Genomic DNA, 23,686 nt, shown 5'->3' with positions numbered 1-23,686 from the left:
AATACAGAGTTTTTTAAAAATCTAACTATATGATCAACTTCACAGTTTCAGCCCAACACTCTAATCTTTTGGCAACATATCGTGATGTTCTGCAAAAAAGCCCCCAGTACATTCAAGCTGCGGGGCTCTGATGCCATTATTTATCTGCTTTAATGATCACTTTTAGCACATCATTTTCAGGGTTTGCTGCAAACTCAATGGCTTCACTAATACGAGAAAGCGGCCAAGTATGAGTAATCATATCTTTGGTGTTAATTTTATCTTTCTCAACAATTTCAATTGCTTCTTTCATTTCATACGGCGTAAGCGAGTAGGTGCCTACAAGAGATATCTCATCCCGGAACAAACGACCTGCGTCAATTTCCACCACTGGGTTCTTGTCAAACGGGGAGAACACCACGACTCTGCCGCCGCGACGAACGACATTCACCGCCTGCGAAACCAGCGACGAGACGCCTGCGGCAATGATCACCACATCAGGCCCTTTACCCTGAGTAATTTCCGCCACACGCATTTCAAGATTTTCATTAGCAGGGTCAATCGCATGAGTCACGCCAACCTTTAACGCCAGTTCACGCTTAAACCGAGAGAGGTCGGATACGATGACGGTCGATGCGCCTTTCAATGCGGCAAGCTGAGCGCTCACCAGGCCAATTGTGCCGGACCCCAGCACCAGAACGGTATCTTTAGCATGGATATTGGCTGATTTCAGCCCATGCAGGCAGCAAGCCACTGGTTCAATCATCGCTGCACGATCCCAGTCAAGGCTGTCAATAATTCGATGCGTTAGATGCTCAACGTGCAGGCGCGGAATACGGATAAATTCGCTAAAGCCACCGGGTTCAAGGTTGGTTTTTTTGAACTGATCGCACAGCGTAAAAAACCCTCTGTCACAGTAGTGACAGTTAAAGCAGGGAACGTGTATTGCTGTGACAACTCGCTCGCCAACGCGGTAGCGGGTGACCTCTTTCCCCACTTTAACAACTTCACCTGATACTTCATGACCGAGGATTATCGGGCCAGTGACAGTCTGATGCTGTGCCTTATGAATATCGGTCCCACACAGGCCGCAAGAGTGCATTTTTATGAGCATGTCACCATCACCGATTTCTGGCACATCGATATCTTCATAACGAATATCATTTTTGCTGTAATAAACGCTGGCTTTCATTAGTTAACTCCATAACAAAGATGCTCAGTACGCATCTTGGATTCATAAAGCGGTTTATACACCTGAGAAAAAATTTGCTGATAATGCGCTACCGCATCACTCTCTGGCAGATAACGCGTCAACTGCTCCGCTGCGGTGACGGAACGGCTATCAATATCAATGCCAACGGCTTTAGCCGCTAACATCGCAGCACCTTTACTCACAGCTTCATCAACATTGCAGGCGACAATTTCACGATTCAGAATGTTGGCTTTAAGCTGCAGCCAGTACGGGTTTTTACAAGCAGCACCGATAACATTAACGACCGGATAATGACGCCCAGTCAGAGTTTCATACAAATCGAGCAAATTCTTAAGTTCAAAGCATAATCCCTGGAAAACAAAGCGCAGAACATCTTCAGGCCGCGACTTATCGTCCAGGCCATAGATCAGCGCTCGAGACCAGGTATTGCGATCAGGCGGCCCGCTTCCGCGAAGATGGGGAATAAAAATGCCATCCATCTTCCCGGCAGCAACTAAATCCTTCTCATTGCTGAGCGTATCAACCATTCTCAGGAAAGCGGGCATATCAAGCTCAAACAAATTTCTGAACCATTCAATGGCATATCCTGCAGAAGGCAATGAGGCATACAGAGAATGCAGTCCCGGCAACACATGAACTCCATTTGAAACCCGGGCACGGAAGAAACTCTCACTATTGTTGACGGCTTCGGTAACCACCAGTAAACCTTCCGTAGTCCCCGTAGAATTCAGAATCTGATTTTCGTCATTCAACCCTACCGCTACGGAACCACACATATGATCGTGCCCGGCAATAGCGACCTGTGTATCTGTTGATAGCCCCGTAAGGGCAGAAACCTCAGCCGTGACGTTACCAATGGACGCTCCCGCATACACCAAAGGACTAAAGAGTGAAGGGGTGAGCTCAGCAATCTCCAGCATCTTCACATCCCATGACATCTGCGCGATATTCAGCGCCATTGTCCGTGAGGCTAAAGAGTATTCAGAACGTTTCTCTCCTGACAACATAAATGCAATATACTCAGCAAGACAAAGCCATTTGCGACCATCTTTGGCATTTTTAATATTATCTTGAAGCCATTTTATCTTATTGATGCTGTAATTTGAATGCGCCGGAATCCCCGTTATCTCATAAATATTTTCTATATCCAGCGCAGATATAATATTTTCAAGCTGCTGTTTTGGTCGAGTATCATACCAGATTAAAGAAGGGCCAATAATATTGTCATTTTCATCGAGAAGCACTCCTGCTTCACCAACGCTGGCTACCGCAACAGCGCTTACATTTTGTCCAGCATGCAAATTTTTAGTTATCGTTTTAAGGCCGTGAACAACGCCATTCCATATCAGGCGAACATCAAAATCCGTATTATCGCCATCGATAATCTTAGGTGTCCTAAAACTATATTGATTCACTAAATCAAGAGATGGAACCTGAAACAAACACACCTTACAATTCGTCGTACCAATATCGATTCCGATCGTATACATCACTCTCCCCTTATATTTGCAAGGGTCATCGTTTGTTTTTATTCTGAAGCAGAATGACTCTGCTTCAGAATAGACTGGATTATTTTACTACTGGGATATTACTTGCAGAGGTTTCATTGTTTTCTGCCGCCTCTTCTGCCTTAAGCTGTTTCTTGGTCACACGATACAGCCACAAGCAAAGCAGGAATATGACAGGGATAAGGGCCAACGCAATTCCATTACCATCAAAGATTTTTACTGCCCAAAAACGGTATGGGTTTCCACCATCTAGCAAACTAGAGATCTCGCCATCCGTTTTAATTGGGAAATTCATATCCTTAGCAATTTTTGTCAAAATTGGCGCTGCCGCCGAAGCCACATACAAGTTAACGGCCAGACAAGGGATCCCGATAATAAATGCCCTAACGATATTCCCGCGACAAGCCAGTACCACCATCGAAATGGGAACCCAAATGTTAGCCAGGTCGCCCAATGGCAGCAGTCTGTTACCCGGGAGAACCACCGCCAGAAGGATACCAACCGGAATCAACAGTAAGGCTGTTGAAAGTACGGATGGATGACCCACTGCCACCGCAATATCCAGACCGATATACAGGTCGTGACGATCGGGATAACGCTTACGTAAGAAGCTACGAACAGCATCTGACAGCGGCAGCAACCCTTCCATCAGCAGCTTAACCATACGCGGCATAATCAACATTACCGCCCCCAGGCTCATGGCAAGGTTCAATACGCCCTTAAGATCATATTCCGCAAGAAGACCAATACCGGCACCGAGGATAACCCCCAACATCATTGGTTCGCCAAAGACACCAAACCGTTTCTGAATCTGGTCCGGATCCGCATTCAGCTTATTAAGCCCAGGGATCTTATCGAGCACCATATTCCCCAGAACACCTATCGGGAAGAAAATAACTGCGGATAAGGTGGGTAACGAAATCCCCGGAAGATTGAAATACTTCTGAATCATCGGAGCGCACCAGTCTGCCATAACAAAGGTGATAGCAGCAGTAACGCCAGCAATAAGTAAACCAAAGAAAAAGTTTCCGGTAACTCCGTAAACCATGGCGCCGACCATCGAAAAATGCCAGAAGTTCCAGACATCAATATCAACCGTCTTCGTCCAGTTCAGCGTTAACATCAGGACGTTAATACCAATGGTCATTGGTACAACAAACGGTGCAACCTGTGAAGCCCAGGCAATGGCAGCGAGCGGCGTCCAGCCCAGGTCGACAACCGGTAAATCAATGCCGGTATGATTGACCATTTCCTTTGCCGCCGGTCCGAGAGTATCAACCAACAGGCCAAAGACCAGAAAGATACCGATGAACCCCATACCGATGGTTAAAGCTGAGCGCAATGCCCGGCTAAAACCCGTCTGCAAGCACATTGCCATAATAAAAATAATTATCGGCAGCATGATTGTCGGCCCCAGTCCCAGAATAAACTGGACTGCGGAAAATACTTTATCCATCACGCTCACCTTTATTGTTTAAGGATGGCAACGATTTTTTCCAATAATTCCTCTTCACCAAAACCAGTCAGAAGCGGAAGTCCATTCAGAACTGGAGTTTTAAGTTCTGTTTTAACAGCAGAAGTGACAATAATTAAATCAGCCATACCATCCTGTTTACCAATAGTGCCGATATTTGATTGAATAGGTTCAACATTAATCCCTTTGCTTTTGCAATACTGAACCACTTTCTCAGTTGCAACAGCCGAGGTAGCAATACCACTAGTACATGCAAAAATAATTTTCTTGTTCATCATAATCTCCGGGTACATTTATTTGACTAATATGCTGTTTTAATTAAGAGCTGCGGTGAGGAGTTTCTTCACTTCTTCAGGTGATTGTGTTGTTAAAAACGTATCCATTTTTTCAGTTTTTCTGAATAAACCGATAAGCTTCATCAAAAAATCGATATGTGCATCTTTTTCTTTCAATAAGAGGAAGAAGATGACATGTACTGTCATAACTTCATCAGGATCTTCAGCTTGCTTAAACTCAATACCTTCAGGGCATGAGACAACCACGAGCTTTTCTTCTTTGATATGTTCAACATCCACGTGTGGGATCGCGACACCTATTCTCTCAAGCTGCATAGCCGTCGGATTATTCTCTTCCCTGTTAATAAGGGCCTGGAGATACGTCTCCTCTACAAAGCTTTTATTGACTAAAAGGTTGTTAATCTCACGAAACAGATCTTCGCGCTCACACCTTGGGTGGTTAAGCAGGATAAAATCGTTATCAATACTGGATGCAATTGACATAAAAACCTCTGACCCTCATGAGGGGATTCGTGTGCAACATATCTACTGATGGCTATGGTTGTCTATGTACAACCATGTTCAAGTGACTTAAAGCTATACCTAGCTCGAATTTGCTTCAATAGCGCCGGTTTTTTTTTGTGTGATACATCACATAAAAGATCCTCTAAATTTTGAATTTAAAATAAATTACTTATTTATCATATAGATAAATTATAACGAGTGGCTTGCTGATTTGAAGCATTACGGTGAGATCGGGCCGCATTGAGATCCTAACGCTGCCTCAACACGGCCAGGGGAGAGTCTGGAATTTGCTTACGCTATAGCTAGCGGGTGGTAAATGACTATCGCTTTAAACTAGAAAATCAATATTTATCAATAGTATTAATAAATAATTAGGCTCCCATAAGGGCAAAGATAACTTTTACGCCACGCCATTATTCCCGTGACGTTGAAAAGCCGAACGCTGGTTCAGCGCCATATACCAGCGCTCGACTTCCGCCATTCCCGGATGGGCGAACGGCGTCATTTTCCAGCGATGCACCGACAGGCCAAGGACAATATCCGCGAGGGTAAACTGGCTACCGGTGACCCATGCTCCGGTTTGCTGAAGCTGCGCATTAACGATCTGCACGCAGCGGGTCCAGGCGGCAATACTCTCTTTGATCGCCGCCGGGTCCTGAAAGCGTGGATCCTTGCGCACCAGCCCCATAAAAGCGTAGCGCCAGGCATTGTTAAACTCCGTCGCCTGCCAGTCCATCCAGTGCTCAACCTCAGCGGCAGCCTGCGGTGCGCTGGGGAGCAGGTCTTCCCGCCCCGCTTTACGCGCCAGGTATCGGCAAATACTGTTCGACTCCCACAACACAAAATCGTCATCCAGCAGCACCGGCACCAGCCCATTCGGGTTAAGGGCACGAAACTCAGGCGTCTCGATTGACTGGAACCCACTGCCATAATCTTCCTGCTGATAATCCAGCCCTGCCTCTTCACAGGTCCACAGCACTTTACGCACGTTAATTGATGAGCGCTTGCCCAGTATTTTTATCATTGTCAGCAATACCTCAATCAAAAGAGATGGTTGTTTCACAATACTCCAACAGCAACACGTGTACAGCTTGATAATGTGTATAGTGGATTGCAGGATTTTTCTCCAGAACAGGTACCCGACATGTTGACCCCTTTTAACGTTTTAACACCGGGCAATATCCGCTTTGGACGCGGCCTTGCTCGTAGCGCAGCCCCCTGGCTCGCCGGGCATTCCGCGCAGATACTGCTGGTTCACGGCGCCAGCCTGCAACGCGCTGAGTTTTTGCTGGCGGAACTGCGCGCGCATCAGCTTGAAGTCACCACTCTATCTATCGCCCATGAACCTTGCTTACAGGATATTGAACAGGGCGTTCGCCTGGCGCGGGAAAAGGGCATCGGGGCGGTGGTCAGTCTCGGTGGCGGCGCAGTGATTGACGCAGGCAAAGCGATTGCGGCGCTGGTTCCGGCTCAGGGAGCGGCTCTCGAGTATCTGGAAGTGGTCGGTACCGGGCGCGTATTAGAGGCTAACCCGCTACCGTTTGCCGCCATCCCAACAACCGCTGGCACAGGAGCGGAGGTGACGAAAAATGCGGTGATTAACGTCCCCGAACAGCAGCGTAAAGTGAGCCTGCGCGACGATCGTATGCTGCCGGACCTGACGATTGTTGACCCGTCGCTCACCGACAACGCGCCGCGAGCAGTGACGTTAGCTTCCGGACTCGATGCCATCACCCAGGTGATCGAGCCGTGGCTCTGCACCTGCGCCAATCCCTTTACCGATGCGCTATGCCGGGAGGCGATCCCGCGCGGAATTAAAGCGCTCAGAACGCTGATGGAAAAAGAGTGCCCGGACAGCCGCGACGAGATGGCATGGGTTAGCCTGTGCGGTGGGCTGGCGCTGGCGAATGCCGGACTCGGCGTGATCCACGGCCTGGCTGGTCCACTGGGCGGCCTAAGCAACGCCGCCCACGGCGCGCTCTGCGGCAGCCTGCTCCCCTTCGGCCTGGCGCTGAATGAAGCGCAGATTAGCAATGAGAAAATCAAGCAACGCTTTGCTGACGTGCGCCAGTGGCTGGCCGCCGGGCTGGATGTTGATCCGAGCAACGCCTGGGAGAGCCTGCGAGAGTGGAGCCAGCACGCGGGTCTGGGCAATCTGCACGATCTCGGCGTACCGCGCGACGCCCTGGAGCCTGCGGCGCTCGCCGCCAGCAGCTCATCATCGATGAAGGCTAACCCGGTGATGCTGACCAGCGAGCAGCTACTGGAGATGCTGGAAGCCGCGTGGGAATAAAAAGTTGAGGATCGTTTTCTCCCTTTCCCCGAAGGGGAGAGGGAGCCGTTCCGCTGACATTTTTAATGACATAACAACGCGTTAATATTTCCAGTAAGACAGAATGATTTTCCGGGGATTCCTCAGCCCTGGACCTGCATGAGAATCTCACCTTTCCCGCAATTGCTGGCGTGGAATAACCTCAAGACAACGGCACGTTACCTGGTGAAGTCTATCGAAGCAGGATCGGCACCATTCACCAACGGTGATACTATTATCATTAATTGGCACCTCCAATCGTGTCCCTTACCACCATCAGCGCAAAACCGAGCAAATTTTTTCCATTCCATCTCAGCGGGTTAGCTGCACGCTCGTCATCCTGCGCTAAGCCGATACCCCAGATGCGGTCAACAGGGCTGGCCTCAACCAGCACACGCGTACGGGTGCCGACAAGAAATGCGCCCAGTTGCGGGTGCTGACTAAATTTGTGGAGGTTGCCTTCGCACACCAGGTCAAAACAGTGCGCTTCCCATATTTGCTGATTAAAACCGGAGACCTGCCTGCCGAACTTCTTCGCTTCTGCTGGCGATTTAGCATTCAGAATGCGGGGCAATATAGCCTCGTCGCTAAATAACCTGGCCTTACCCGCCATCATCCAATGTTCGGCACTAGCATAGGTCACGCCGTCCACCTCAAACGGTGATGACCACCACTGACTAAAGCAGGAGGAGGTTACAACGCCGCTGGGAGAAGGTCGATGACCCCAAAAATAGAGATACTTGAAACGTTTACCCATCCGTATGCTCTGCTGCAATGTATCTAACGTATACTTTCCCTGTTGCATAACTCATCATCCACAAAAATTATCGTCAATTTGACCACTTTGTTACTCGTGGCACTTCATGTTGTCAAGAACCAGAGATATACCCGTTATACTTCAAGTTGCATATGCGTTGGCTTTCCTCGCTCACCCCGGTCACTTACTTCAGTAAGCTCCCGGGGACTCCCTGCGTCGCCGCCTTCCTGCAACTCGAATTATTTAGGGTATAAACCAGTAAATACCCATCGCGGCTGCCAAAAATCATAATACCCTCAATGCAAATATCTTAATTTTGCGCCTTAATTATCTGCCATGCTGGATTTAGTGATCCCCCTCACCATTCCACGGTGCTGTTCATCTTAGTGGTAATATTGCACTCATTGTTTAGTATTTTATTATTTACCCCGCACCATTATAACTACTCTCATAGAAGCACCCATATCTCTACAAAGAGGTTGAAAATGAACGTGCTGGATAAACGACAAATTGACCTGATCAATTTATTAGCGCTGGAAAATGAATGGTTACCGGCGACACGCGCCGCCGAACTCTTAAATGTATCGGTCAGCACTTTGCGCAGAGATATCGAGGTAATCAATGAATTTTACCACGGCAAGGAAAATCGCATCGATAGCAAACCCGGTTTCGGTCTCAAACTGGTTGTCGGGAAAGCATTATCCCTGCCCCATCATCCTGGCGATCGTTCGATACGTGAGATATTGAGGAGCAAAAGATTAATCGGTATTACTACTGATTTACTCACTCATTCGCCGGAACCACTATCGATCAACGCGTTGGCCGAGAAATATTTTATTAGCCGTTCATCGATTGTCGTTGATTTAAAAAAGATTGAAGCCTGGGTTATATCGTTTAGCCTGAAGATGATCAAAAACCATACCGGAACGTATATCGAAGGGAGCGATTTTAATATCCGAATGGCGCTCAAAGATATAATTACCTACAGCGTTTTGAACAACTATCAAATGACCGATAGCAGAATCGATCGATTTTCCCGGGTTCAACTTATCAAAGAATTTGGTAAAACTAATGTTGCTAACTGTATGAACCTCATATCGATAATAGAAGAGGAGCTACACTGCTCTATTAGCGAGCCATATTACACCAATTTATTCTCTCACCTCCTGGTGACGATTCGACGCTCGGAAAGTAAATATTTTAGTAATGATACCAGCGATGATTTTATTCGTGCCGATAATAAAGAGTGGCAGATTGCAGAAAAATCAATTCAATGGCTGGAAAATGAATACAGCACAACCTTCCCGCCTATTGAAGCCAGCTATATTTATCAATACATTATCTCTTCCGGGATTCACTCGTTATCCAACGCGTCAGGAGAGTCGCAGTCAAATAATCATGATGCTACCAGCTATGCCACAACGTTAATTAAAGACGTCTCAACGTTGTTATCTATTGATTTATCATACGATAGCGTGCTGAAAAACGCGTTAACCTCTCATATTAAACCGATGTTGAATCGACTGTCCTACAGTATCATTATACACAATCCGTTGCTGGAAGAGATCAGGCAAGAGCTAAACTCGGTGTTTTCGTGTGTGAAAATAGCGGTCGAAAAACTCAATTCACATTTAAATATGTCTGCACCATCAGATGATGAGATTGCTTACCTAACGGTATATATCCAGGCGGCGATTGAAAGAATAAAAGTCAGTAAGAAAATCATTCTGGTTTGCTCTAGCGGAATCGGTACGTCACAACTTCTTTATAGCCGAATAAAACGGGCATTTCCCGACTGGGAAATCATCGATATTGTACCCGGAGCCAAATTAAAAGAAGTGCTGATGCATAAGGCCTGCGATCTTATCATCTCCACAATTCGTCTTGACAATGTCAACATTCCTGTGGCCTACGTTTCTGCTTTATTTTCTATGAAAGATATTACCCGCGTTACTGAATATTTAGGGGAAAACCTGAATCCAAACATTAGGGAGAAGTAAGATGTTAGAAAAAATCATTATTTCCGATTTACTCAGTAAATCATGCGTCATGGTCGATCTGGTGGCGAAAAATAAATTAGATGTTATCGAAAAGATGACGGATCAATTATATTCAGAAGGAGCCATTAGTAATAAACAGGGTTTTATTCAGGATGTCCTGGCGCGTGAGGAACTTGGCGCGACGGGCTTCGAAAATCACATCGCCATCCCGCATGGGAAATCATCCTGGGTCAATGAAACGCGCATTGCCGTTGCCAAACTTAAAACCCCCATTGATTGGGAGGCGATGGATAGCACTGACATCAAGCTGGTTATCCTGTTTGCCGTCAAAGATATTGATAGCGGTGCCGGGCATATCAAGGTGCTCGCTAAAATGTCAATCGCTCTGGGCGATGATGATATCGTTGAAAAATTACTTAACGCTAATACCCAGGAGGAACTATACAGCTTGATTATTAACAACACCGAAGAATAATAACTTTCCCAGGAGAGAAACGTGAACATCATAGCCATTACCGCCTGTCCAACGGGCGTCGCTCACACGTACCTTGCAGAAGCCAACTTAAAGAAAAATGCAAAAAAGATTGGCATTAATATTCTTGTTGAAACACAGGGAGCGGTAGAAAGTGAATATATATTTACGCAGGAAGATATAAAAAAAGCAGATATCGTTCTCATTGCCGCAGATAAAGTGATTGACCTCTCCCGTTTTACCGGGAAGAAAGTGATTCGGGTATCAGTGACGCGCGCAGCGAAAGATGCCGCAGGATTATTACAGGATATTATTTCCGGCAAGTTGACTGCTGAATTGCAGCAAAATGCAAGCCAGTCGCCGACTGCTGATTCCCCTCCTGCTGGGGAGCGCAATAAGCTACTTTCTCAGGTCTATGTCCATCTCATTACCGGCGTAAACCTGATGATTCCCTTCGTCGTTGCCGGAGGCATCTTAATTGCGCTCAGTTTTTCTTTTGGTATTACCGCCGCAACGCCAGGCGACCCCCACTTTAGCCCTCTCGCCAAAATGCTTTCCGATATTGGCGGCGGCGCCGCTTTTGCGCTAATGCTGCCGATATTATCTCTCGGTATCAGCAAATCCATCAGCGGTAACGCCGGAATTGTTTCCGGGGCCGTCGGAGGGATGCTGGCAATACATACTGGCTCAGGCTTTTTAGGTGCGCTGCTGGCCGGTTTTATGGCCGGGTACGTCACGTTTGCAATCGTAAAATATATCAACCTCCCCAAAGCGATTGCTGGCCTAAAACCGATTCTGATTGTTCCCCTGCTCAGCGTATTTATTACCGGCGCGCTGATGATTCTGGTTATTGGAGAGCCGATTAAGCTGCTGCTTGAAGCCCTCACCGCCTTTTTGGCCAATATGGGCAATACCAATGCCGCAATCATGGGGCTAATGATGGGCATGATGGTGGCCTTTGATATGGGCGGCCCACTGAATAAAACCGTCTGTATGTTTGCTATCGGCCTGATGTCTACCGGCATTTACGAACCTATTGCTGCCTGTATGGCCGCAGGTATGGTGCCACCTTTAGGCATCGCACTCGCAACCACATTGTTCAAACGCAAATTCACCGACCAGGAAAGAGAAACCGGCAAAGTTACCTATGTACTGGGGCTGTCGTTTATTACCGAAGGCGCTATCCCTTACGCAGTATCCGATCCGCTCAGAGTGATCCCAGCCATTGTTGCTGGTTCAGGGCTCGCCGGGGCGCTTTCAATGGCGCTAGGCTGCGCTTCCCGCGCTCCCCACGGCGGCGTCTTTGTGATGTTTATCCCCAATGTCATTACCAACGTACTGGGCTATCTATTTGCGATTGCTGCGGGCGCGCTGCTGACCGCCGTCATCCTTCGCTTTATCAAAAAAGATGCCCTGCAAACTATTCAGGAGAGTTAAGCCATGCTGATTAATATGAAAGATCTACTGCACGTTGCTCAGGCCAATAAATTTGGTGTGGGAGCGTTTAATATTGCCTCGGCGGAATTCGCGCGCCTGGTTATTGAGGTTGCCGAAGCGCAGCGCTCGCCGGTAATTATGGAGGTTCATCCCGAAGAGCATGAATTTGTGGGCGACGCCTTTATTGGTTACTTACGTGAGCTGGCGGTCAACGCCTCCGTGCCGGTTGTTATTCACCAGGACCACGGTCAAACCTTTGAGCATATTATGCGTGCAATTCGCACTGGCTATACCTCCGTGATGATCGATGCTTCTGCAATGTCGCTGGAGGAAAATATCGCGATCACCCGCCGCGTCGTCGAAGTCGCTCACACGGTTAACGTTTCGGTTGAGGCAGAACTTGGCACTATTGGCGTCGCTCAGGGAAGTTCAGAAGGCGGGCATAGCGAGATTTTGTTTACCGACCCGGCGCAGGCGGAACGCTTCGTCAACGAAACAGGCGTCGATACGCTAGCGGTGGCTATCGGGACCTCTCACGGCCTGTACCCGGCAGGTATGCAGCCTAAACTCGATATTGAGCGCCTCCAGGAAATTCACCAGCGCATCAATATTCCCCTTGTTTTACACGGCGGTTCTGGCAATAAAGACAGTGAAGTTGCCGAATCTATCCAGTACGGCATCGGTAAAATTAATATTTCCAGTGATATGAAAAAAGCCTTCTTTGTCGCTCTGGAAGAGGAACTCAAGTCCAGCAGCCATGAACCAAACGCGCTGTATCTCAAACCGATGGCGTCGGCTCGTGCAGTGGTAGAACACAAAATGCGGCTGTTTTCTTCCATCGGCAAAGCGGAACTTTACCTCTGAATTTACCGGGGGCCTGACCAGGCTCCCGTTTACAACTCGTAGCAATCAAAAGCGAATTATCCCGATAGATAAAATTAAGCATATAATTCAAATTGTTATAAAATTGAATGTTCTGATTTTTACCCCTTTAATGTGATCCAGAACACACTTTACCTCCCGCATCCCGCTGCGAATGTCTACGCTTAATAGACAGGTCGGGCGCGCCCGGCATCCTCTACAGACGCAATCCGGAGGCCCGCATAACTATGTTCAGCCAGAAATTACGCAACGTTGATGACGACGAGTTGAGGATCGAAAACGATCTGTGCTACGAAGCCGATCCGTATGAGTTAAAACTGGATGAAATGTTCGACGCCGAACCTGAACCGGAGATCATCGAAGGGCTGCCCGCCTCGGATGCCCTGACCCCTGCTGACCGCTACCTGGAACTGTTCGCCCACGTGCAGAAGTCACGTATTTTCGTCGATAGCAAAACCTTCCCCGACTGCGCGCCGAAGCAGGATCCGCTGGATATTTTGATCCACTATCGTCGCGTGAGACGCACGCCCGACTTTGATTTACGCCAGTTCGTTGAAGAACACTTCTGGCTGCCGGACGACCGCGCCGAGGATTATGTTTCCGATCCCAAGCGATCGCTTAAAGAGCATATCGATAATCTGTGGCCGATCCTCACCCGTGAACCGCAGGATCACATTCCCTGGTCATCGCTGCTGGCGCTGCCGCAGTCCTATATCGTGCCCGGCGGGCGTTTTAGCGAAACCTATTACTGGGACTCCTACTTCACCATGTTGGGGCTGGCGGAAAGCGGCCGGGAAGATCTGCTCAAATGCATGGCCGACAACTTCGCGTGGATGATTGAAATGTATGGCCATATCCCTAACGGCAACCGCACCTACTATCTCAGCCGCTCGCAGCCGCCGGTCTTCGCGCTGATGGTCGAACTGTTCGAGGAGGATGGCGTGCGCGGCGCAAAACGTTATCTTGACCATCTGCAAATGGAGTACCGTTTCTGGATGGACGGCGCGGAATCGCTGATACCTAACCAGGCCTATCGCCATGTGGTGCGCATGCCGGACGGCTCGCTGTTGAACCGCTATTGGGACGATCGCGATACGCCGCGCGACGAATCCTGGCGCGAAGATGTGGAAACGGCGAAACGCTCCGGCCGACCGCCGAACGAGGTTTACCGCGACCTGCGCGCCGGGGCGGAATCCGGCTGGGATTACTCCAGCCGCTGGCTGCGCGATGTTACCCGGCTAGCGAGTATCCGCACCACTCAGTTTATCCCCATTGATTTGAACGCCTTGCTGTTCAAGCTGGAAAACACCATCGCCAATCTTTCTGGCCTGAAGGGCGATCGCGAGACGGAAGCAGCCTTTCGCCAGAAGGCCAACGACCGCCGGGCGGCAGTCACCCGCTACCTGTGGGACGACGAGAGCGGCTGCTTTCGCGATTACGACTGGCGTCGCGAGCAGTTGGCGCTCTTCTCCGCCGCCAGCATCGTTGCGCTGTACGTCGGTATGGCGACCCATGAACAAGCTGACCAGCTCGCCGATGCGGTACGCGCACGCCTGCTGACTCCCGGCGGCATTATGGCGACCGAGTATGAAAGCGGCGAGCAGTGGGATAAGCCCAACGGCTGGGCGCCGCTTCAGTGGATGGCGGTGCAGGGTTTTAAAATGTACGGTCAGGACCCGCTGGGTGACGAGATTGCCCAAAGCTGGCTGCAAACGGTGAACCATTACTACAAACGGCATCATAAGCTGATTGAAAAGTACCATATTGCCAGCGCCACGCCGCATGAGGGCGGCGGCGGGGAATATCCGCTCCAGGATGGCTTCGGCTGGACCAACGGCGTGGTGCGGCGGTTAATCGGTCTGTACGGCGAACCTTCGTAGCCGGTCACTATTCCCGGAGTCGATGTCCTGCTATGTTCTTGACATCGACTTTCGCCGGAAGCCAAATCATGCCTGAACTCCTTACACCACGCCTGCGCTGCTCACCGCTGCAGCTCGATGATTGGCCGTTTTTTCTCTCTTTGCAGCAAGACCCCCAGGTGATGCTTTACGTCGCCGACGATCGCCCGGTAGCTGAAATTCGCGAGGCTTTTGACTCACGCCTGCCTGTATGGTCGCCCGGCGCTGCCCACTGGCTGTGCCTGGTGGTACGCGATCGACAGACCCACGCGCCCCTTGGCCTTACCGGATATCATCATCACGCTCCTGATTGCGCAGAAGCTGGTTTTCTGTTTGCTCCTCAGGCGCTGGGCAAAGGTTACGGCTATGAATCCCTGCGCGCGCTGTGCGATTACGCCTTCTCCGCAGGCGGCATCAGGCGGCTCACCGCAACCGTCACCGCGGGCAATCAGGCGTCAAAAAGCTTGCTACAGAAGGTTGGATTTCGTCAGGAAGGCGAGCTGCGCGAATGTTATTGGCTCAACGGTCGTTGGCATAATGACTGGCTATTTGGCCTGCTGCGTCACGATTACAACCAGCCTGGGCCATCTGGCGAATAGGGAGTGGTCAACTTTTCCTCTACACTGCAGGCCAGAAACAGAGGAAGCCAAAATGCCCCCACCGAAACCGTCGCTAAGCCCGCAGGGTCTGAACTTTATTAAACAAGTTCAAGGATTAGCGCTCGACCCCTATTGGGATGAGAACGGCCTGCGCGTGATTGGCTACGGCCATGTTCTCAATGACTATGAAACCTTCAGTCATTTTACGCGGGAGGTCGCGGATACTTTACTTATCGTGGATCTCCTGCAATGCCAACGGGAACTCCAGCGGAACCTCAACATTCCGCTCAATCAATCACAATACGATGCGCTGGTCTCTTTAGCCTTTAGCTGTGGCCCGGCGTCTCCCGCACTCAATACTATTTTGACTCACCTCAACCAGCAGCGATTTGCACAAGCGCTGGCCGCGTGGAGAAATATCCGCAGCGGCCATCAGCAACGGCAAGAAGAGTGTGAAAGATTTTCCGTTGCTGTGGATTAAGCTTCGCTGACGCCATTAAACACCATCGCCGCCTGAGTACGATTTTTCACATCCAGTCGGCGATACAACGACTCAAGATGAGCCTTTACTGTACCGGCGCTAATATTTAAAGCCCGGCTAATCTCTTTATTCGAATCTCCCGCAGCCAGCAACTGGAGAATCTCACGCTGGCGATGGCTCAAATGAACCAATTTATTATCCCGGGTTTCTGCGGTCATTAACCAATCGCCTGGTAAACAAAGCAGCCCAAGCAGGATGCTGTTTATCGCCTGGGCAAAAGTTTGCAGACTCTCTTCGCGCTGAACAATAGCGCGCACATTGTAGGAGAGCACACGCTGCAGCCAGCTCTTGTTATCATCAGAAACGATCAGCAGCACCTGAGTTTGCGGAAAGCGTAGCTGTTTTTCCTGTAACAACCAGCAGCAAAATTCACTGTGCATATCGCCATCCAGAATCAGCAGAGCTTCCGGATGCGCCGTCAGCTTCTGCCAGAGTTGCTCTGCCTGACAGGTACCAAAAATATCAATTTCAGGAATGTGTTGCTGAAGGCCAATTTTCATTCCATGAATAAATATCGACTGCCTGTCAAACATGATTACCTGCATGGATTTATCTCCATCGAAAAAACGCCCGATAAAATGAGGGGGAAGGGTAATATCAGCAAGATAAAATAAGAACTCGCTGTTTGGCCTGGGGCATTTTACCGATGGAGGGGATTAATGAAATATCATAACAATGAATGGTTACATGCCTTATCGTCACCATTACGCATTCACAATATTTATTACATTTGAATTAAGGAAATCCTTAATTAAGTGGGCGAATAGATATGTTAATAATATTAATTTATGGATTCTAAACCAACCCGGCAACGCGGGCGATGGCAAAACGCGGAAAGAATGTTACGGAATAAGAAAGCGCATTAAATGCCGTCCCCCAGCATGCTGGGGGACAGACTGATTATACAAACATACCGCCGGAGACTTCCACCCGCTGGGCGTTCATCCAGTGAAGATCGTCACTCAGCAACGCGGCAATGGCATCGCCGATATCATCCGGCAAACCGACTCTTCCCAGCGCCGTTTGCGCGGCGATATGCTGGTTGACCTGCGCGTTATCCCGCACCACGCCGCCGCCAAAATCGGTTTCAATCGCGCCTGGAGCGATGATATTGACCGATATTCCCCGCGCTCCCAGTTCTTTTGCCTGATAGCGTGTCAGCACTTCCATCGCCCCTTTCATTGAGGCATAAGCCGCATAGCCTGGCAGAGCAAAACGCGCCAGCCCGCTGGAAACATTGAGAATTCGTCCCCCATCCTGCAATAACGGCAGCAGGCGCTGGGTGAGGAAGAACGGTCCCTTAAACTGGATGTTCATCAACTCATCAAACTGGGCTTCGCTGGTCTGCGCAAAAGCAACGTTCAGACCGATACCGGCATTGTTCAATAAATAGTCGAAGGTGTCGCGCTGCCAGCGCTGCTGAAGTAATTCTGCCACCTTCTGAGCAAAGCTTTCAAAACTGCTAACATCACCGACGTTTAAAGATAATGCCGCTGCCTTCACGCCTGTTCGCTCAATTTCTGCGACAACTTCCAGCGCCGCCTGCGAGTTGCTGTGGTAAGTCAGAATAATATCGGTTCCCTTCGCCGCCAGCTTCAGCGCGGCGCTTTTTCCCAATCCGCGGCTGCCGCCGGTCACTAAAGCAATACGTTGTGTCATCAGAAAACCCCTTCACCATTGTGTTTGTATGGTTGAAGAGCTTATTAGATGCAATAAGCATAATAAATACGCTAGATTACGTTTTACTGTTTCAATATAAACAACAATAGGCTTCCGGGATGGATAAAATTCACGCAATGCAGTTGTTTATTCGGGTAGCGGAATTGGAGAGTTTTTCTCGCGCCGCCGATACCCTCGGCCTGCCTAAAGGTAGCGTATCGCGTCAGATTCAGGCGCTGGAGAGCCACCTTGGCACTCGCCTGCTGCACCGCACAACCCGCCGGGTGCAGCTCACTCAGGACGGTATGGTCTATTACGAACGCGCAAGGGATCTGCTTAGCAACCTCGACGAACTGGACGGCATGTTCCAGCTTGACCCCTCCAGCATCAGCGGACGCCTGCGGGTAGATATGCCGGTAAGTCTGGCTAAAAGGCTGGTCATTCCGCAACTACCGGGATTTTTGCAACAGTACCCCGGTATCGAACTGGAACTGAGCAGCAGCGATCGGCTGGTCGATGTGGTTCGTGAAGGATTTGACTGTGTGGTGCGCGTCGGCACGCTGAAAGACTCCGGTCTCATCGCACGTCCGCTGGGGAAATTAACGCAAATCAACTGCGCCAGCCCGCAGTATCTGGCGCGATTCGGCTACCCGCAATCGCTCGACGATCTGGCCGATCATGCGCTGATCCACTACGCCAGCAATCTGGGTGTTCGCCCGCTGGGGTTTGAAGTGGTCAGCGACGGTGTGGTTCGCTGGGTCAAAACTGGCGGAGTACTCACCGTCAACAGCACCGAGACCTATCAGGCATCGTGTCTGGCAGGACTGGGGATTATTCAGGTACCACGTACCGGCGTTCGCGAGATGCTGCGCACCGGTGAGCTGATTGAAATTCTGCCCCACTATCGCGCCGAACCGCTGCCGGTTTCATTGCTCTACCCGCACCGGCGTAATCTTTCACGCCGGGTGCATCTATTTATGGAGTGGCTGGGCGGGCTGATGAAAAGCTATGTTGATTAATCAGAATGGTGAAAAATCTGTATTTGAGATTGTGCTGACATTTCCGCCGGGTGGCGGCTGTCGCCTTACCCGGCCTACAAAACCAACAATATCATAATGTTATTAATTTTTCGTGGACCTATTCGAGCTAAATGCCATCGGAAATTCGAGATGAACGCACTTCATCCACAACGCTCATGTCCCCCTCAAACGCCTTATCCACGATTTTATGTATATAATTTTGATGAATACAGCTGTAAAGAAAGGAAGAAATAATTTATGACGCCGGAAAACGACGCTCAACGCCCGACCCAGGATCCGGGCCAACAGCCGGAAAAAAACAAAAGCACCCTCGCTGCGATCAACGACTCCACCGTCGCCAAAAAAGCCAATCAGGCGCTAAAAAGCGTCACCGGGACAGCAGAAAAAGTTCAGCGCAACCCCATTATTGCGCATCTGATCCGCGCGGCTGAACGCTTCAACGACCGGCTGGGCAATCAGTTTGGCGCTGCAATCACCTACTTCTCGTTTTTATCGATGATCCCCATTCTGATGGTCTCTTTCGCCGCCGCCGGTTTTGTTCTGGCTTCGCACCCCACGCTGCTACAGGATATTTTTGATAAAATCCTGCTCAACGTTAGTGACCCGATGCTGGCGGCAACGCTGAAAAATACCATCAGCACCGCCGTGCAGCAGCGTACCACCGTCGGTATCGTCGGCCTGCTGGTGGCGCTCTACTCCGGGATTAACTGGATGGGCAACCTGCGCGAAGCGATTCGCGCCCAGTCGCGCGACGTCTGGGAACGCACGCCACAAGATCAGGAGAAGATTTGGGTAAAATACTTCCGTGATCTTATCTCGCTAATAGGCCTGCTGGTTGCGCTGGTGATTACCTTATCAATCACCTCTGTCGCAGGCTCGGCCCAGCAAATGATTATTTCGGCGCTCTATCTCGATAGCATTGAGTGGCTGAAACCAGCATGGCGACTGATTGGCCTGGCGATATCCATTTTCGCCAACTATCTATTATTTTTCTGGATATTTTGGCGGCTCCCGCGCCATCGTCCCCGCCGCAAGGCCTTGATTCGCGGCACCCTGATTGCGGCTATTGGCTTTGAGATAATCAAAATCATCATGACCTGGACGCTACCAGCGCTGGTGAAATCCCCTTCCGGCGCGGCGTTTGGCTCGGTGCTGGGGATCATGGCCTTCTTCTATTTCTTCGCCCGGTTGACGCTTTTCTGCGCCGCATGGATTGCCACCGCCGAGTATAAAGATGACCGCCGAATGCCGGGTAAAACCCACGATTGAGCAATCATTGGGCTGAATTAAGTCGCAAAATTCAGCCCAACCCATCATTTCAGCAGATAAATCCAACATGTAACTTTTATTTAACCTAAACCTGGTTTTATCAACCATTATTTTAATTATGTGAAGCATTTCATAGAACTTATTCTTCTGGTGCAGAAATTATTCACTTTTTGCCTGTTTTTTAGACTACCGCTTCCCTTGTTACAGATTGAAATGTCCCCAAGGCTGTGGCTATATGGCCTTTCGTTCGCAAAAAATAAGAAAGATCTATGCAAGCCACAGCCACAACACTCGACAACGCGCAGGAAACCGTACCGGTTAACTCACGCAATAAAGTCGTCGTCGCCTCGCTCATCGGTACCGCCATTGAGTTCTTCGACTTCTATATTTATGCCACCGCGGCGGTTATTGTATTTCCGCACATTTTCTTCCCGCAGGGCGACCCCGCTGCCGCGACGCTACAATCGCTGGCGACCTTCGCGATCGCCTTTATTGCCCGTCCTATTGGTTCCGCGGTATTTGGTCACTTTGGCGACCGCGTAGGCCGTAAAGCGACGCTGGTGGCCTCACTGCTCACGATGGGGATCTCTACCGTAGTTATCGGCCTGCTGCCGGGCTATGAAACCATTGGCATTATGGCCCCGGTACTGCTGGCGCTGGCGCGCTTCGGTCAGGGCCTCGGCCTTGGCGGTGAATGGGGCGGTGCGGCGCTGCTGGCCACGGAAAATGCTCCTCCGCGCAAACGCGCGCTGTACGGCTCTTTCCCACAACTCGGTGCGCCTATCGGCTTCTTCTTCGCTAACGGGACCTTCCTGCTGCTCTCCTGGCTGCTGACCGACCAGCAGTTTATGGAATGGGGCTGGCGTATGCCGTTTATCTTCTCCGCTGTGCTGGTGATCATCGGCCTGTACGTCCGCGTTTCGCTGCACGAGTCGCCGGTGTTCGCTAAAGTCGCCGCCGCCAAGAAACAGGTGAAAATCCCGTTAGGCACTCTGCTGACAAAGCACGTTCGCGTGACCGTTCTCGGCACATTCATCATGCTGGCGACCTATACGCTGTTTTACATCATGACCGTCTACTCCATGACCTTCAGCACCGCCGCCGCGCCGATTGGCCTCGGTCTGCCGCGCAACGAAGTGCTGTGGATGCTAATGATGGCGGTAATTGGTTTTGGCGTGATGGTGCCGGTTGCGGGCCTGCTGGCGGATGCATTTGGTCGTCGTAAAAGCATGGTCGTTATCACCACGCTGATCATCCTTTTCGCGCTGTTTGCCTTTAAACCGCTGCTTGGCTCCGGCAATCCAGTACTGGTCTTTGCCTTCCTGCTGCTTGGCCTGAGCCTGATGGGGCTGACCTTCGGCCCGATGGGCGCGCTGCTGCCAGAATTGTTCCCGACCGAAGTTCGCTATACCGGCGCATCGTTCTCGTATAACGTCTCGTCGATCCTCGGGGCTTCCGTGGCGCCGTATATCGCCGCCTGGCTGCAGGGCAACTACGGTCTGCCTGCGGTTGGGCTCTACCTGGCCGCAATGGCGGCGCTGACGATGATTGCGCTGCTGCTCACTCACGAAACGCGCCATCAATCGCTGTAACGCACTGACTTCGCCCCCGGCTCTGTGCAGCCGAGGGCGAATCCCCATCCTTATTTTTTCATCTGCGATAAAATCGCCCGACACTGATTCTCATCCCCCTCTGCAGGCGATATCAACGCCAGTAATGCTGCGGCCGGAGTGACCAACGTCGCCAACGCTGCCGCCACCGCACCGCGCACAATCAACGGTCCCGCCTTCACGCCCGCATTCGGTGATTTAAAGCTACCGCGCACATACAGCGGCGAACGCAGAGTGATAATGCGAAAGCCCTTACTCTCCGGATCGATAGTCAGATCCAGCTGCTCCGAGGCAAAGCTGGCGGTACCGGTCACGTTGATCAGCGCATTTTCTGTATCAAAGGCAAACACCTGTGGCCGGGCGACGCCGTTGGTCACATCGATATTCGCCGCCGCACAGTTCACCCGCACTTCGTCATCGCCAAAGATCTGCCCAATGATAAAGTTACCGACGTTCAGGCCAAGAATTTCCATCAGGTTGCGGCTAATCAGCCCGTCGTTCATCAACAGCTTCAAATTACCGTTACTGTTGCCCAGCAGCGCGGCGACGGAATTACCGGTCCCACGAAGCTGGATATCGCCATTCATCTCACCAAGGGTTTTCTGCATCATTTCCACGTTTGGCATCAGCGCTTTCAGCTTCAGACGCCGCGCCTGTAGATTCGCCGTGCCCTGTAGCGGCTTTTTATCTCCCTGAAGATGAATACTGCCAGCGATAGTCCCGTTGGCGAGGCCAAGACGTAGCGGTTGCAGGCGCAGGTCGCCTCGTTCAAGGATCACGTGGGTGGAGAGATCGCTAATCGGCAGCGTCCCGCCGTGCTCAATCTTGCGCCCTTTAAAGCGCACATCCGCATCCATCACCTGCCATTTGTCGGTTTCAAAACGGTCATATGGCAACACTTTCCCGGCGGGCTGCGGTGAGGCTTCGCCTTTACGTTGTTCCGTTTTACTTCCTTTCCCCCCGGAATCGACGCCGATCAGCGGGCCTAAATCCGCCAATCTTAGCTGTCGGGACTCCAGATCGCCTTCGAGCTTAGGCCGGGGTTTACCGGTGGTGTAGGTCAGCGAACCGTGAATATCGCTCTCGCCGATGCGGCCATTAAAATCCTGATAGGCAAAACGTGAACCGCTCTTATCCTTGAAAGTGGCCCGCAGATGCCCATCGGTTGAGAAAGCGGGCGTATCCGGCAGCAGAACGCCGGTCAGGTCGTAGAGATCGCCCAGCGAATCGCCGGAAAATTTCAGCCGCAGATCGACCCCGCCGAGGTTAAGCGGATCGTTAACCGTACCGGTGAACGCTACCCGGGAATTGCCGGAACGAAAATCACCCTGTAGCGGGAACGGCGTCCCTTCACTGCGCAGCGCCAGCATGCCGCCGATTTTTCCCGTCCCGGAGAGCGGCTGCCCGTTATAGCTGCCTTTCGCCTGCAGGCCGAAGACGTAATCGCCGACTTTTTGCGACTCGCCCTTGCCCTTTTCACCCGTCACCTCACTAAACGCCAGCGGTTTACCGAGCGGGTCGACCATAATCGTGACGTCGGCGCGGGTCACTTTATCGTCAATAGCAATCTTGCCGCGATCGAAAAGAATATTGTCGAGGCGGAAAGACCAGCTGGAAGGCGGCGCGTTTTTATTCGCCGCATCGTTCGAGGCGAGATCAAATGTCCAGTTATTCGCTTTCTCCGACAATCGAATCAACCGTGCGTCCGGTTGCTCCAGCTTGATCCACGGTAAATAGACCGTCTTACTGAGCAACGCCAACGGCGCGAGGGTCGCTTCAACTCGCGGCAGATGTACCATCGTCACCTGCGGGATGTCTGGCGGGTTGCCGAGGACGATATCTTCGGCGTGAACGTGCGGCCAGGGGACCCAGCTACGCCAGCCGCTTTCGCCAGGCTGGCGCTCCCAGACCACGCCCAGATCGCCACGAATGGCAAACGGTCGGTTCAGTTCAGCGGAAACCTTCTGGTTAATCGTCGGCTTCAGGCGATTCCAGTCAAAGGTCGCCAGCACAATAAAAAACACAACGATCAGTAAGACTATCGTTCCCGAGATAATCGCAACGGTTTTACGGGTTCTGCTCATCCCCTTTGCACTCCTTTTGCAACATGTTAGTCCTGAATATAGTTGAGAAACGCCAGGTGCTCCGCCGAATGAGGTTTTCGTCACATAATCCGCGTTATGTCAAAAAAATAATGGAACGTTGTTTTAATATCATTGACCATAAAAGCGGCCCAG

At 50.7% G+C, this 23,686-nt stretch carries 21 protein-coding genes; 11 read left to right on the top strand and 10 right to left on the bottom strand.

Features of this window, described 5'->3' with window-relative positions:
• Positions 1 to 136: 136 nt before the first annotated feature.
• From ACMYSL_RS01580 to ACMYSL_RS01555, 6 genes are all read right to left on the bottom strand, one after another.
• Positions 137 to 1,171 carry a zinc-binding dehydrogenase gene (locus ACMYSL_RS01580; RefSeq protein ID WP_434661206.1) on the bottom strand — a complete coding sequence of 345 codons (1,035 nt, stop codon included), beginning with the start codon at positions 1,169 to 1,171 and terminating at the stop codon, positions 137 to 139.
• The gene (locus tag ACMYSL_RS01575; protein ID WP_434661205.1) at positions 1,171 to 2,682 is read right to left on the bottom strand and encodes an FGGY-family carbohydrate kinase; all 1,512 of its coding nucleotides are present in this window, start codon (positions 2,680 to 2,682) and stop codon (positions 1,171 to 1,173) included. The genes ACMYSL_RS01580 and ACMYSL_RS01575 overlap by 1 nt, the downstream gene beginning before the upstream one ends.
• Before the next feature lie 79 nt (positions 2,683 to 2,761).
• Entirely contained in the window at positions 2,762 to 4,156 is a 1,395-nt protein-coding gene (locus ACMYSL_RS01570) for a PTS galactitol transporter subunit IIC (RefSeq protein ID WP_434661204.1), read from the bottom strand.
• Positions 4,157 to 4,167: 11 nt separating this feature from the next.
• Entirely contained in the window at positions 4,168 to 4,452 is a 285-nt protein-coding gene (locus tag ACMYSL_RS01565; RefSeq protein ID WP_224266276.1) for a PTS sugar transporter subunit IIB, read from the bottom strand.
• A gap of 36 nt (positions 4,453 to 4,488) precedes the next feature.
• Entirely contained in the window at positions 4,489 to 4,953 is a 465-nt protein-coding gene (locus tag ACMYSL_RS01560) for a PTS sugar transporter subunit IIA (RefSeq protein ID WP_434661201.1), read from the bottom strand.
• A gap of 421 nt (positions 4,954 to 5,374) precedes the next feature.
• Positions 5,375 to 5,998 (bottom strand): glutathione S-transferase family protein, encoded by a 624-nt coding sequence (locus ACMYSL_RS01555; RefSeq protein ID WP_434661199.1) that lies wholly within the window; start codon positions 5,996 to 5,998, stop codon positions 5,375 to 5,377.
• Between the two features lie 120 nt (positions 5,999 to 6,118).
• Between ACMYSL_RS01555 and ACMYSL_RS01550 the strand changes: the two genes are divergently transcribed.
• Complete coding sequence (locus ACMYSL_RS01550; protein WP_434661197.1) at positions 6,119 to 7,267, top strand: iron-containing alcohol dehydrogenase; 1,149 nt, start codon at positions 6,119 to 6,121, stop codon at positions 7,265 to 7,267.
• A gap of 259 nt (positions 7,268 to 7,526) precedes the next feature.
• Here the strand turns inward: ACMYSL_RS01550 and ACMYSL_RS01545 are convergent, their stop codons facing one another.
• The gene (locus tag ACMYSL_RS01545) at positions 7,527 to 8,090 is read right to left on the bottom strand and encodes an NADAR family protein (protein WP_434661196.1); all 564 of its coding nucleotides are present in this window, start codon (positions 8,088 to 8,090) and stop codon (positions 7,527 to 7,529) included.
• Positions 8,091 to 8,527: 437 nt separating this feature from the next.
• Between ACMYSL_RS01545 and ACMYSL_RS01540 the strand changes: the two genes are divergently transcribed.
• The 7 genes from ACMYSL_RS01540 to ACMYSL_RS01510 all read left to right on the top strand — a co-directional run bounded on the left by ACMYSL_RS01540 (position 8,528) and on the right by ACMYSL_RS01510 (position 15,811).
• Positions 8,528 to 10,042: a BglG family transcription antiterminator gene (locus ACMYSL_RS01540; RefSeq protein WP_434661195.1), complete on the top strand. Its 1,515-nt coding sequence runs from the start codon at positions 8,528 to 8,530 to the stop codon at positions 10,040 to 10,042.
• Between the two features lies 1 nt (position 10,043).
• The gene (locus ACMYSL_RS01535) at positions 10,044 to 10,517 is read left to right on the top strand and encodes a PTS sugar transporter subunit IIA (RefSeq protein WP_434661194.1); all 474 of its coding nucleotides are present in this window, start codon (positions 10,044 to 10,046) and stop codon (positions 10,515 to 10,517) included.
• 21 nt (positions 10,518 to 10,538) lie between these two features.
• Positions 10,539 to 11,951, top strand: coding sequence for a PTS fructose transporter subunit IIC (locus ACMYSL_RS01530; protein WP_434661193.1), 1,413 nt, complete (start codon positions 10,539 to 10,541; stop codon positions 11,949 to 11,951).
• A gap of 3 nt (positions 11,952 to 11,954) precedes the next feature.
• A complete protein-coding gene (locus ACMYSL_RS01525; protein ID WP_182235224.1) occupies positions 11,955 to 12,815 on the top strand; it encodes a ketose-bisphosphate aldolase in 861 nt (286 codons plus the stop codon).
• Between the two features lie 245 nt (positions 12,816 to 13,060).
• Complete coding sequence (locus ACMYSL_RS01520; RefSeq protein WP_182235225.1) at positions 13,061 to 14,713, top strand: alpha,alpha-trehalase; 1,653 nt, start codon at positions 13,061 to 13,063, stop codon at positions 14,711 to 14,713.
• A 68-nt stretch (positions 14,714 to 14,781) separates the two neighbouring features.
• Positions 14,782 to 15,330, top strand: coding sequence for a GNAT family N-acetyltransferase (locus tag ACMYSL_RS01515; protein WP_434661192.1), 549 nt, complete (start codon positions 14,782 to 14,784; stop codon positions 15,328 to 15,330).
• Between the two features lie 52 nt (positions 15,331 to 15,382).
• On the top strand, positions 15,383 to 15,811 hold the full coding sequence (locus tag ACMYSL_RS01510) for a lysozyme (RefSeq protein ID WP_434661191.1): 429 nt from the start codon (positions 15,383 to 15,385) through the stop codon (positions 15,809 to 15,811).
• Here the strand turns inward: ACMYSL_RS01510 and ACMYSL_RS01505 are convergent.
• Both ACMYSL_RS01505 and ACMYSL_RS01500 read right to left on the bottom strand, forming a co-directional pair.
• On the bottom strand, positions 15,808 to 16,416 hold the full coding sequence (locus ACMYSL_RS01505; protein ID WP_434661190.1) for a LuxR C-terminal-related transcriptional regulator: 609 nt from the start codon (positions 16,414 to 16,416) through the stop codon (positions 15,808 to 15,810). The two genes, ACMYSL_RS01510 and ACMYSL_RS01505, sit on opposite strands and share 4 nt — an antisense overlap.
• A gap of 355 nt (positions 16,417 to 16,771) precedes the next feature.
• Positions 16,772 to 17,530, bottom strand: coding sequence for an SDR family NAD(P)-dependent oxidoreductase (locus ACMYSL_RS01500; RefSeq protein WP_434661189.1), 759 nt, complete (start codon positions 17,528 to 17,530; stop codon positions 16,772 to 16,774).
• A gap of 119 nt (positions 17,531 to 17,649) precedes the next feature.
• Here ACMYSL_RS01500 and ACMYSL_RS01495 point away from each other — a divergent pair, with 119 nt between their 5' ends.
• The 3 genes from ACMYSL_RS01495 (at position 17,650) to ACMYSL_RS01485 (ending at position 21,431) form a co-directional block, all read left to right on the top strand.
• Entirely contained in the window at positions 17,650 to 18,549 is a 900-nt protein-coding gene (locus ACMYSL_RS01495; RefSeq protein WP_182235230.1) for a LysR family transcriptional regulator, read from the top strand.
• 258 nt (positions 18,550 to 18,807) lie between these two features.
• Entirely contained in the window at positions 18,808 to 19,839 is a 1,032-nt protein-coding gene (gene yhjD, locus ACMYSL_RS01490) for an inner membrane protein YhjD (protein ID WP_182235231.1), read from the top strand.
• Between the two features lie 269 nt (positions 19,840 to 20,108).
• Positions 20,109 to 21,431 carry an MFS transporter gene (locus tag ACMYSL_RS01485; protein ID WP_110276200.1) on the top strand — a complete coding sequence of 441 codons (1,323 nt, stop codon included), beginning with the start codon at positions 20,109 to 20,111 and terminating at the stop codon, positions 21,429 to 21,431.
• A 50-nt stretch (positions 21,432 to 21,481) separates the two neighbouring features.
• Here ACMYSL_RS01485 and ACMYSL_RS01480 read toward each other — a convergent pair whose 3' ends face one another.
• Positions 21,482 to 23,533, bottom strand: coding sequence for an AsmA family protein (locus tag ACMYSL_RS01480; RefSeq protein ID WP_182235232.1), 2,052 nt, complete (start codon positions 23,531 to 23,533; stop codon positions 21,482 to 21,484).
• Positions 23,534 to 23,686: the final 153 nt, after the last annotated feature.

Origin of the sequence: Klebsiella sp. MISC125 (genome assembly GCF_051131775.1) — a bacterium.
Classification (GTDB): domain Bacteria; phylum Pseudomonadota; class Gammaproteobacteria; order Enterobacterales; family Enterobacteriaceae; genus Klebsiella.
The sequence above is the reverse complement of the archived record's forward strand: the minus strand, read 5'-3'. Positions and strand labels throughout refer to the sequence as shown.